The organism is Pseudoalteromonas sp. SG44-8 (genome assembly GCF_014164125.1).
Lineage (GTDB): Bacteria > Pseudomonadota > Gammaproteobacteria > Enterobacterales > Alteromonadaceae > Pseudoalteromonas > Pseudoalteromonas rhizosphaerae.
In genome coordinates, this window is the sequence record NZ_JACJEQ010000003.1 from 26,797 (window position 1) to 39,202 (window position 12,406).

8 protein-coding genes and 1 other RNA gene are annotated in these 12,406 nt (G+C 40.7%); 4 read left to right on the forward strand and 5 right to left on the reverse strand.

What is annotated here, in order from left to right:
- Position 1 precedes the first annotated feature (1 nt).
- Positions 2 to 994, reverse strand: a complete 993-nt coding sequence (locus H5163_RS03720) for a Fic family protein (protein ID WP_182734387.1) — start codon at positions 992 to 994, stop codon at positions 2 to 4.
- A 186-nt stretch (positions 995 to 1,180) separates the two neighbouring features.
- Positions 1,181 to 1,537, reverse strand: a transfer-messenger RNA (tmRNA) gene (gene ssrA / locus H5163_RS03725).
- Between the two features lie 300 nt (positions 1,538 to 1,837).
- Here ssrA and H5163_RS03730 point away from each other — a divergent pair.
- On the forward strand, positions 1,838 to 3,463 hold the full coding sequence (locus tag H5163_RS03730; RefSeq protein ID WP_182734389.1) for a DUF342 domain-containing protein: 1,626 nt from the start codon (positions 1,838 to 1,840) through the stop codon (positions 3,461 to 3,463).
- Here H5163_RS03730 and rnt read toward each other — a convergent pair.
- A complete protein-coding gene (gene rnt, locus H5163_RS03735) occupies positions 3,447 to 4,142 on the reverse strand; it encodes a ribonuclease T (RefSeq protein WP_145237162.1) in 696 nt (231 codons plus the stop codon). The genes H5163_RS03730 and rnt overlap by 17 nt on opposite strands.
- Positions 4,143 to 4,359: 217 nt before the next feature.
- Here rnt and H5163_RS03740 point away from each other — a divergent pair, with 217 nt between their 5' ends.
- Complete coding sequence (locus H5163_RS03740; RefSeq protein ID WP_145237165.1) at positions 4,360 to 5,238, forward strand: OmpA family protein; 879 nt, start codon at positions 4,360 to 4,362, stop codon at positions 5,236 to 5,238.
- Positions 5,239 to 5,278: 40 nt separating this feature from the next.
- On the opposite strand, the gene H5163_RS03745 is transcribed toward H5163_RS03740, so the two are convergent.
- Positions 5,279 to 6,181: a DMT family transporter gene (locus H5163_RS03745; RefSeq protein ID WP_182734391.1), complete on the reverse strand. Its 903-nt coding sequence runs from the start codon at positions 6,179 to 6,181 to the stop codon at positions 5,279 to 5,281.
- A 387-nt stretch (positions 6,182 to 6,568) separates the two neighbouring features.
- On the opposite strand from H5163_RS03745, the gene H5163_RS03750 reads away from it, so the two are divergent.
- The gene (locus tag H5163_RS03750) at positions 6,569 to 7,768 is read left to right on the forward strand and encodes an aromatic amino acid transport family protein (RefSeq protein ID WP_182734393.1); all 1,200 of its coding nucleotides are present in this window, start codon (positions 6,569 to 6,571) and stop codon (positions 7,766 to 7,768) included.
- Positions 7,769 to 7,839: 71 nt separating this feature from the next.
- On the opposite strand, the gene H5163_RS03755 is transcribed toward H5163_RS03750, so the two are convergent.
- Entirely contained in the window at positions 7,840 to 10,830 is a 2,991-nt protein-coding gene (locus H5163_RS03755) for an EAL domain-containing protein (protein ID WP_145237174.1), read from the reverse strand.
- Between the two features lie 360 nt (positions 10,831 to 11,190).
- Here H5163_RS03755 and H5163_RS03760 point away from each other — a divergent pair, with 360 nt between their 5' ends.
- The gene (locus H5163_RS03760; RefSeq protein WP_145237178.1) at positions 11,191 to 12,348 is read left to right on the forward strand and encodes a chorismate mutase; all 1,158 of its coding nucleotides are present in this window, start codon (positions 11,191 to 11,193) and stop codon (positions 12,346 to 12,348) included.
- Positions 12,349 to 12,406: the final 58 nt, after the last annotated feature.

Below are 12,406 nucleotides of genomic sequence, written 5' to 3' on the forward strand. Positions count from 1 at the left end.
ACTAGCTGTTAGCCTCCCAATACCCTGTTTTCTTAGCGCCAACGCGTGTTATCAATCCTCCATCTTTTAACAGCTTAATTCGCCTTTCAATGGTACTTTGTGACTTGCCACATTTTTCAGCAAGCTGGGCATTGGTGATACAGCAGTCTTGCTCAATAAACGCCAAAATGTCTTTATCAACGTCAGATAGTTTTAAACCCGCATTTAAACCCGCATTTAATCCCTCAATTTCTGACGTTTTAGCCTCCGTTATTGCATCAAAAATCATTTGTAACATAAACTCAATAAATGGAGCGCTATCGGTTTGCTGGGTGCTTTGGCGAATGGCGAGGTAGTAGTCGTCTTGATGTTGATGCACCATGCTTTCTACAGGAATATTCACAAACACCTCATGCCACTTAGACAAAATTAGTGTTTGCCATAAACGCCCCATTCGGCCATTGCCATCGGAAAACGGGTGAATAAATTCAAATTCATAATGGAATACACAACTGGCAATAAGAGGATGAACATCGCAATTGGCTAACCAATCAAGTAACTCTGCCATTAACTTTGCTACGCGATCAGCTTGGGGTGCCATGTGTACAACTTGCTCACCGGACATCACCCCAACACCTTCATGGCGATACATGCCAGCGTCTTTAACTAAACCTTTCATCATCAACAGGTGTGCTGCTAGTAGGTGTTTACTATTTGCTGGTTGCCATTGTGCAAGTGCATCGTAGGTACTGATTGCATTATGTGCTTCTTGTACTTCTTTAGGTGGTGCAATTATTCGTTTGCCATCGAGTATCGCGGTAATTTGCTGTTGTGTTAAGGTGCTGCCTTCAATTGCCAGTGACCCCTGTACAGTGCGCATACGATTAACTTTACGCAACCGCAGCAGTTTCTCTTGCTCTTGCTGTATGGTTAACCTTCCTATTTGCTCACTAATCTGCGCAACTAGGGTCAGTATTTTGTTGCTGAGGGTAAAAGGCGGTGTGTATTTAGGCATTATTTATATTCATTACTTAGGTAGTTAAATTGACTTGCGGTTATTAAAATAGCACTTTAAAACTTTATTTGTACAGAAAACCCGCTGTTTTATATAAATGAAATCCATAAAAAAACCCACCAACCTGATTGCTCAAATTGGTGGGTTTTTTAGGGTTTTTAAATCAACGAATTTAAAAACCGATATTGGTGGAGCTGGGGGGATTTGAACCCCCGTCCGAAAAGCCTCGACCGTCGGTACTACATGTTTAGTATTGTCATTTAATTAACCTTTAAGTCCCGGACAAACACGGTAAGTAAAGGCGAGGCCGCTTAGTTTTAGCGCTTCAACCCCGGCCAGGGTTTCCGTCGCGATCAGGTGTTAGGGTGACACTCCAAAATCCAGTCCACAAGAATACATGGAAGGAGCGCTAGCCAGCCTAAGCTGCTAGAGAGTAGTTATCGTCGTTTGCGATTACTTTAAATTGCGGCTTTTTAACGAGGCAAACCGCACCTCGACATGCACCTTGGGCTTCTTGAATTCCGTCGAATCCTAATCAGCCCCTGAATTAGTAAACTCATTCAGAGCGTGCAGCCAGTATAACCGAGTAACGCGCTGATACTCAAGGCCCTTTTATGCTTTATTTTATATTGCTATGGCGTTGCTGATTAAATATGCAAATATATGTTAATCCTCTTCATTGCACCAAACAATAAAATAACATTTACTTAACATTGCTTAGGGGTTATGCTCAGCAGCGTGTTAGTTTGAAAATACCCAAAAACGGTTTAGTCGAGCAGCATGTAAATTAAAGCATCTAAATAAAAATAATAAAAACAGGCATATTACATAGGAAATCGATAAATGTCGTTGTTTATACATAACCCTGTAACGGGTTTTGTGTCACTGCTTGAGCACCCTAAAAATAGTGGTTTCCCAGTGACTAGCGCGCAACTTATTGAGCTAATCGAACAGTCCCCGTTCGCTGACTTCGATATAGTCAGTGCAAATATTGGTAAGTTATTCTCACCGAGCAAAAACTATCAGGATGATTCTTTAATTGTTGCTCGTGCACTCGATGCGTCGATATTCATTCAGGTTGATGAAAAAAATATGGTCGCTGAAGCAACATTAACCACAGCTAAAGGTGGGGCCTTAATGTCGATTGACAAGGCTCGCGAAGCACTCGTTGATGCTGGCGTATTACATGGCATTAGCACTCGTGCACTGGACAATTTTTTAGGTCAGCAATTTGACAAGCCTGCGGATGTTTCCTATAAAGCGATTGTTGCTCATGGTCGTAGACCAAAAGAAGGCAGCGACGCTAAATTTGTACGTTTGTGCGCTACAGCACAAGATCGTGTATTGAGTCCACAAGCAAAAGAAGGTGGTAAGGTCGATATGCGCAATTTAGGCGCGATCATCACTGTAAAACCGGGCACACCTCTAATGCAGCGTGTTGCTGCAACTCCTGGGGAAGATGGTTATACGGTATTTGGTGATGTGCTGCCCGCCATACCAGGTAAAGATCTACCATTACAACCATTTGAAGGCACTAAACTCGATCCAACTAATCCCAATGTACTGATTGCAGATTGTAAAGGTGTGCCTGTCGCCCTCCCTCGTGGCATGCGCGTTGATGACGTGTTGTGTTTTGATAATGTTGATATTGGCACCGGTCATGTTGATTTTGACGGCAGCGTAATTATCAGTGGCGATATAAAAGATGGTATGCACGTGCGTGCCAGTGGTGATATCACGGTATTGGGATTTGTTGAATCAGGCCAGATCGAAAGTGCCAGTGCGGTCACAATTATGCTCGGTGCAATTGGTCGTAAGCGTGAAAATGACGAAGCGTTTACTTGCAAAATTAAAGCCGCTCGGACTATTTCAATTGGCTATGCCCAGTATTGCCATATTCATAGCGAACAAGATCTCTTTATTGAACGACAAGCATTACATTGTGACTTGAGTGCTCGGCGGTTGATCCGCGTTGGTAAAGCAAATAATCCGCGCGGTAAAATTATTGGCGGCAATATTTTAGATGCCATGCGAATTGAAACCGGAGAGCTAGGTGCCCCATCGGGCACAAAAACCCGAGTTTTCATCGCGCAGTATTGGCATGACTTGAGACAAAAACAATTGCAAATTGCCGATTTTGAAAAACTGTTAGCCACTAAATCCGCAGCATTAAAGCAAGCACGTAAAAAAGCAGTTAAAATTCCAGCACCAGCAAAACGACAATTATTTTTAGACAAAATTAGTGCTAGCGAGCAACAAATTAATATTCGTATTGCCAACACCAAACGTAAAAAACACCTAGTAAAACAAAAAATAGCACAGCTTTTAGCTACTAGCCGTTTAAAAATTAATGAGTTAATGCATCCCGGTGTGGAGCTAAAAATCGCAAAAGATTCAAAACACTTTTCGCGTATTTATCCGCCCCACTTAGTTAAAATGAGCGAAGGTAAAATTACTCAGTCGTTTTAACGGCTGAGTCTTCGTTGTCACCAGCTTGCTCTGCATCTTCCGGCACTTCTGCAGCTAAAGGCCAGCCACCCAGCTGTTGCCAACGATTAACTATCAAACAATATAGCTCTGCCGTACGTTCGGTGTCATATAATGCTGAATGAGCCTGTTTGTTGTCAAATTCAATGCCAGCTGCACGACATGCTTTAGCAAGTACCGTTTGACCAAGTGCCAAACCCGCTAATGAGGTTGTGTCAAAACTAACAAACGGATGAAATGGCGTACGCTTAATATTATTACGTTCTATTGCTGCATTTAAAAAACCATGGTCGAACGCCGCATTATGAGCCACTATGACTGAACGTTGACAACCCGCAGCTTTTTGAGCTTTACGTACCACTTTACAAATTTCTTTGATCGCTTCCTCTTCAGATACTGCGCCACGTAATGGCGAGAAAGGATCAATACCATTAAAATCAATAGCGGCTTGTTCAATGTTTGCGCCTTCAAATGGCTCAACATGAAAATGCACAGTATGATCAATACTGAGTAGGCCTTCATCATCCATTTTTAATACTGACACCGCAATTTCTAACAGTGCATCGGTTACTTTATTAAAGCCTGCAGTTTCAACATCAATAACCACCGGGAAAAAGCCACGAAAGCGTTTTGCGAAAAGAGTTTGTTCAGTATTTGCCATAGTATTCTTGGTTTGCCAGAGTAAGCTGGCTATTATGTCAAAAATCATAGTGGCTAGGCTAGCGCTTTACAGATTAAATTAACACTTACATTTAGGCATATAACTTGCTTTACTTAACTAGAACTAGAGCTAGCTAACGACACCTTGATGACTGTTAGCCTCTGTAAATGCAGCTTTTGCCAAGATATTGGCGTAATAAATTGTTGGAGATCCCGTAATGAAGCTTTCAATGCTGTTTATCAGTCTAAGCATTGCAACTGCATGCCTTTCAGATACGGCCAGCGCTGCAATGCGCCAGTACACAGCCACGGCAGATAACTCACAATGGGAAGTTGTAAAAACAACTCGCTTACAATGCCAATTAAATCATGAAGTTCCATATTATGGCGAAGCTATTTTCAGCGCTACCGCGAGCAAAAATAAAGACCTGCTATTTAACTTGGATATGGTTGTCCGTCCTGACAATTACAGTATTGCTGGTTTAAAAGCAGTCCCGCCAATCTGGCGAGCAGGTTTACCAGCACGTGATATTGCTGACATGAAATTACTACGAAAATTTGACGGCGAACTGGGTAACAAAACGGCATGGGAAATGTTGACCGAGCTTGAAAAAGGCTACCAACCTACTTTTTATTACCAAGACTGGCAAAATAGTGCCGATAAAATTGCCGTTGGCTTATCGAACATTAATTTTAAACAAGCCTATTGGGCATTTTTACAATGCCGCGATGAATTACTGCCATACAGCTTTGAAGATATTTCCTTCACGATTATGAATTATCAACCAAATACCAGTAAACTTACTAAATCATCAAAACAACGTTTAGATAAAATTGCTGAGTATTTAAAGTACGATACGACGATTGCGGCTATTTCGATTGACTCATACACAGATAGCTACGGTGGTCGTTGGAACAACTTAGAGCTGTCTAAAAAACGAGCTCAAGCGATCAAAGAATATATGGTGAGCCTAGGAATTGATGAAACTAAAGTTGAAACGCAAGGCTTTGGTGAAAAACGTCACGTAGCGACTAACGATAATATTTTGGGCCGCGATAAAAACCGCCGCTTAGTGATACAAATTGAGAAAATGTAGCTAAAAGAAGTAATGCCTTTTAGCTACATGACGACTGTTGTTAAGGGTTAAGCTTTTTAAACGTGGCTCTTTTTTTCAACCAACCATCACCAAACTGAAACACCGCTAAGCTCAGTAATATGATGGCAGCGCCAATAAGTAATTGTTGATCAATTGCTTCATTATTTAACCAGCCCCCTAAGCCAATCGCAAAGCTTGGTGTGATCAAGGTGGTTAGCGCCACGGTACTAGCTGGTAATTTTTGTAACACATGAAAATAAGCAAGCGAACCAACCAATGAGCCAAACACGCCCAAATACACAATTGACCACAGTGATTTTACTGTCCACGTACTCGTATTGAGCTCACCATCGAACAACCACCAAGTAATAAAAAATAAGGGCGTAACAAATACTAATGCACCAAATGTGGTCGCCATTGGATGAATAGCAATTTTTATTCGCTTGATCATCACCCCACTTAAACTAAAAAAGTACACAGCCATAAATACGTAAGCTAAACCCTGCATTTGCATCAATGAGCCTTGCATGTGTTTTTCACTTACCAAAAATAACCCCAATAGCGCAAATGCTAACGCAATTAGTTTAACAACGCTGAATTTTGGCTCGTTGAGTAATCGCTGTGCTAATAAACCAGATAAAATTGGTGCCAGACCAAACATTAATGATATCAGCCCTGATGGAACTGTTTTAGCTGCCATATAACTCAACAGCATGCCACCATATATACCGATACTCGAATAACCATACAAAAAACACGCACGACGGTGCCAAGGGACACGAATATTAGCAATCGCCACAACTAATGCAGCCAGCACTAATCCTATCGACATCCGTAACAATACCGCGAGCGTTGGTGTAACAGACTCACTGCTCCAAACAATTCCCAAAGGCGTTGTTGACCAAATTAAGACCATTAAAAAATATGATGCTTTAACGCTCACAAGCGAATCCTTTTAGCAAAGTGGCGATAACAAAGAGGAAGGAGATACAGCACTAACCGCTTCGAAATCGCGGTTAGTAAAAAACAACTTAACCGCAGCGCAGCAATGGGCGGACAACTGATAGATTCAGCCATGGGCGCATGGTTAGGGCTCGGTTAACTTGTTGCATGTAAATAGTATTCTTAATAATAAATTGAATTTATAGGAATAGCAGAACTGGTTAATAAGTCAACTGCTAGAGTGGTTTTTATACCAAAAACTGACTTCACAATGATGGCTTGTAAATCATAAGTTACATTTAATTTCTTTGATTTGTAACAAAACTATTTAAGTTTGTGCCAACTAGTTATATCTTGCCTGCCTCTCACGATGTTTTAGGGGCAAAAAGTGCTTAAAAATAAAACAATAGGCAGCATGTTAATTGTTGCAGGTACCACTATCGGCGCAGGGATGTTGGCGCTACCAATCGCTTCTGCGGGACTTGGCTTTACAACCGCATTAGCATTAATTATTTCAATATGGGCGTTAATGACTTATACCGCATTATTAATGCTCGAATTACATCAACATGCTGATCGCGATGCCACGCTAAATACGTTAGCAAAATCATGGTTAGGTAAACGCGGCCAATATCTGGCTAATTTTTCGGTGATGTTTTTATTCTATGCGCTTTGCTCAGCTTACATTGCAGGTGGTGGTGCGCAACTACAAGAAAAAATAAATAACGGCTTTAGCCTCGATATTGCGCCGCAAGTCGGCTCAGTCATTTTAGCTGTCGTAATAGGCACAGTTGTTACCTTAGGCACCAGTAAGGTCGATAAGCTAAACCGAGTGTTATTTAGCATCAAAATTGTGGTACTGGCGAGCTTATTTTATATGTTAACCCCGTATGTTCATGGCCAACATTTACTCGAAATGCCCATTGAACAAGGCCTTATTTTATCAGCTATTCCGGTGGTATTTACCTCTTTTGGTTTTCATGGTTCGATCCCATCGATCGTTAAATATGTTGGTTTAGATATTAAAACCTTACGCCGTGTCATGATTGCCGGAGCAGCTTTACCGCTGGTTATTTACATTTTTTGGCAGTTGATCAGCCAAGGTATGATGAGTCAAGCTGAATTACTAAAAAGCTCTGGCTTACCAGGCTTTGTGGCAAGTATTGCCAGTATCGCTAATAACGCAGCTGTTGCCACTGCAGTTAACCTATTTGCAGACTTAGCACTGGCAACCTCATTTTTAGGGGTGAGCCTAGGATTATTTGATTTCTTTGCTGATGCCTTTAAAAAAGGAGATGGTAATAAAGATCGGATAAAAACAGCCCTCATTACTTTTATCCCGCCATTAGGATTTGCATTGTTTTACCCACAAGGTTTTATTATGGCGCTTGGCTATGCAGCTATCGCTTTAGTCGTACTAGCAGTGTTTTTACCCGTAGCAATGGTTTATAAGCAGCGTAGCAGCGATAAAGGCGGCTATACAGTGCGTGGTGGTAATTTTGGTCTGGCAGTAGCGGCGCTTTGCGGCGTGCTTATTATCAGCGCCCAAGGGCTGCAGATGGCAGGTTTAATCCCCGCGATAGGTTAATGCAAAAAGGCACCTAAATGGTGCCTTTTGGTATTTTAACTAACTTGAGTTAGATTAAACATGTGTTTAACTCAATCATCAAGCTTTGCAAATAGCTTTGGCAAATCTTGCTCTGCTATAGGCGGGCTGTAGTAATAACCTTGCACTATAAAGCAGTTATTGTTTTGTAAAAACTCCACTTGCTCTATAGTCTCAACGCCTTCGGCTACCACATTCAATTTTAGCTTTTGTGCCATCGCTATAATTGCCGCAGTGATCTCCATGTCATTTGGATCATCCGGTATATCTTTAACAAACGAGCGATCAACTTTTAAAATATCAACCGGAAAACGTTTTAAGTAGCTCAATGACGAATAACCCGTGCCAAAGTCATCTATCGATATTGACACCCCAAGCGCTTTTAACTGATGTAATTGCGAAATTGCCGCTTCCACATTCCCCATTAGCATGCTTTCGGTTAATTCCAGGTGTAACTGCTTAGCCGGCACCTTGGTTTTCTTAATAATCGATGCCAACAACGGCACTAACTTAGCATCTTTAAACTGACGAGCAGAGAGGTTAATCGAAATATTATTTTCTCGCCCTTGCGCTGCTAATCTTGCTGCAAATTCACACGCTTCTTGTAGCACCCAAGCACCTAACTCAACTATTAAACCTGTTGCCTCAGCTATTGGGATAAACTTGGTAGGCGGGATCATCCCTTCAGTTGGGTGGAACCAGCGGATCAAGGCTTCATAACCGACCACATGCTGCGTGCGACTATCAACTTGTGGTTGATAAAAAATCACAAATTGCCGAGCTTTGATTGCTAAGCGCAGTTCATTTTCAATAAACAGCCGCTCATTCGCAGCGGCATCAAGTTCTTGACTATAAAAGTGATAAGTATTGCGCCCTTTAGCTTTGGCCTCATACATAGCTAAATCAGCGTGTTTTAATAACTGGTCTTCTTCTTGGCTATCATATGGTGCCATTGTGATGCCAATACTAGCACTAATAATGACCTCGTTATTGCCAAGCATAATTGGCACATTCAATGTTTTTTGAATAGTGTTAGCGACATCCATTGCATGCTCTTGACGCTCAATACCACTAAGTAAAACTGCAAACTCATCGCCACCTAAACGGGCAATTGTATCTTCCGCACGCAGTCGTTTTTTCAAACGGTTAGCAACTTCAACTAATAGCTGATCACCGGCATCATGACCAAGTGTGTCGTTAATACGCTTAAACTCATCTAAATCAAAATAGAATAAAGCAAACGCATAATGGCCACGCTCTGCAAGCGCCATTGACTTACGTAATTGCATTCTAAAGAAAGTACGGTTAGCCAGCCCTGTTAAGGTGTCGAAATAAGCCAATTGCTCCATTTTTCGCTGGCTTTCTTTAACAAACGAAATATCCTGTGCTGAGGCAACATAACTGGTGATGCTGCCACCGTCTTCGCGAATTGGTGAGATACTGAGCGATACCCAGATTGGCTTTTTATCTAAACCTTGGATCAAAGTATCGCCACGCCAATAATTTCGGCTGCGTAAATCGATATCAATGTCATCAACCAAAATAGCCATTTCTTTGGCGATAATGCTTAATAGCGGTGACTGCATAAAATGGTTTTCTTCAAACCCAGTCATTTCTAACATTTTTGGATTGACGTATTCAATCACGAAGTTTTGATCGGTGATCACTACGCCCGTGCCTGAGAAAGCAACCGCTTTAGATAATCGGTTAGCGGCTTTTTCGGCAATTTCTTTTTCTGTAATACGCTGATTCAGACCATCAATAAGCTTACGAATTTCAATCGCCATATCGCGAAAAGAACCATTTAAAGTACCAATTTCATCTTTGTTTTCTTTTGGAAATTCAATTTGTAAGTGCCCTTTGCCAAAACTGGTTACCGCATAAACTAAAGAATGAATACGGCGTAAAACGAGTTGGTAAAGTGCTTGATGTAATAACAGTGCGACTAAAATGGCATATAAAATAAACAATCCAAAAAACTTCACCTTTAGCTCTTCAAGCGCTGAAAGTGCTGATGAACGTTTTTTGTAAATACCAATATACCAGTCTAAATTATCAACTTTACGAATATTAATGATGTGCGTTTCACCATCTTGTACAAAAGAGTCTGCGTATTCTGGTAAATGCATTTTGATAGTCTGATTGATCAGCTCTTGTAGATCGCCATTAACAAAATCATGAGTACGTAATGGTTTGCCTGCTTTACCGTAGGTTTCGTAAAGGTTTTTATTCAGATCAGGATGAGCAAGTAATTGCCCTTGGCTATCAAAAACAAATAAGTGCTGCTCCTTGTCACCGATCGGTAATTGCGAAATAAGCGTATCGAGTGCTAAATCGCTGCCAGTAACACCTAAAAATTCATTTTCAAGATAAACTGGCACCAGTAAACTCACCACCCATTTATGCCAAATTTTATCGTAGTAAACTTTAGACCACACAGCCGAACGGGTTGGATTAAGCGCTTCTTTAGCGTAATTAAAACTTTGATTATCAATAAACTGATGAGAGCCTGGAACATTCAGAGCCCAATTAGGTGGCGCAATACGGATAAAATTATCTTTGGTGATTAAATAAAAGTTAAAGAAATCTTGGATCAAGGTAGGCGCTACGATTTTCCATAACGATTCAGAATCATTAATGAGTTTTTTATAAAAAGGTGAGTACTTATCTTGTGGCATAAAAGCCGCAGATAAACCATCATCAGAGGCGCTGCGAATACTGCCATCGGGGTCAAAGCTGAGCTGCGCACTTTGGCTACTGAGCAATTGCGAGGAATTATAGAATAATTGGCTAGAGACGACGTTATTCGCTTGCTCCGCAATATTAATTTTGGTTTTCACCAGAGTATTAAACTGACGGATCAGACGTTCGCTGGAATGCTTGAGAACTTCATGTTCTTCAAATACCAATTGTTTTTCTTCTGACTTTAGCATCAACACCGCCGCACAGATCCCAGCAATTAAACAAATTGCCGAAATTAACAGCGAAAGCTTCATACTCAACGAATTTACACCAAAGCGTGATGGTGGGCGTCTATACACCACAGGACAACCTTATTTTTAATAATTATTTTTATTTAAATTCACCTAAATAAATATACCAGATCCCTATTTAGATTTATAAATTTTTCGTTGAAATTACTGAAAAAATCCCATATCAAAAATAAACTATCCTTTGGCGGCGATAAAACCCGCTAGAGTGTTGACTTTATAGCCCACTCTCCATACATTAAGAGTATGAATATAATATTTTCGCAATTACATTTTTCGTTTTTTAGCTTCTTTAGATAGAAGAGGCTTACCTGTTTGCGAGATTAAATCAACCGAATAGCAAAGCCTCCCAATTGGGAGGCTTTTTTGTTTTTATTACCCAAAAGGTAATTTTTTGGAATGAGGAACCCAAAAATGACTAATGATGTACTTAATTCACTTAGACACGATATCAATGAAATTGATTCTGACCTATTAGTGCTATTAGCAAAACGTCGCCGTATTAGCCACGGCGTTGTAGAATATAAGATTGCTAATAATAAACCGATACGTGATGAGGCCCGTGAACTTGCCTTGTTAGAGAAACTCATCGGTTATGGTAAGTCTCTTGGTTTGGACGCTTATTATGTGAATAACGTTTTCCAAACAATTTTAGAAGATTCAGTACTTAATCAACAAGCCATGTTACAGAAGAACTTAAACCCAGATGCTATGAGTGAAACACACCGTGTTGCTTATTTAGGTGGTCAGGGTTCATACAGCCAACTTGCTTGTCATAAATATTTTAGCCGTCGCCCAGGTAAACTTGTTGAAATGGGCTGCTCTAGCTTTGAGCAGATCACTGGTAAAGTTGAAAATGGTCAAGCAGATTTTGGCTTATTACCCATTGAAAACACCAGCTCAGGCAGTATTAACGAAGTGTTTGATTTACTGCAACACGCACAAGTCTCCATCGTTGGTGAAGTAACCCACAGTGTTGAACATTGTTTACTGGTCACACCGGGTACTGAGCTTAGTCAGATCAGTAAGATTTTTGCTCACCCGCAACCATTCGCTCAATGTAGTCGCTTTTTACAAGGCTTAGGTGATATTCAACATGAAACCTGCGATTCAACCTCAAGCGCTCTGCAATTAGCATTAGATACCCCTAATAGCGCAGCAATTGGTTCAGCTCAAGCGGGTAAAAATGTGGGTTTAGAAGTAATTAAATCAGGCCTTGCGAATCAACGTGAAAATCATAGCCGTTTTATTGTGGTTGCCCGTAAGCCTCTTTATGTATCAAAACAGATCCCGACTAAAACCAGTTTAATTATGGCAACCAAGCAACAAGCAGGTTCTTTGGCTGATGCATTGATGATTTTCAAAGAACACAATATCAACTTAGTAAAACTAGAATCACGCCCAGTCCCAGGCAACCCGTGGGAAGAAGTATTTTATGTGGATTTAGAAGCAAACCTGGTTGATAACCATGTTAAACAAGCCTTAGAAGAGCTAAAAGAGCACACCCAATATGTACGCGTACTGGGCTGTTACCAAAGTGAATCGCTGCAAGCTGTGAATATAGAAAGTTAAGCGCTAAGTAAAATATAAAAAAGGGCTAAAATTAGCCCTTTTTCATTATCTACTTTTC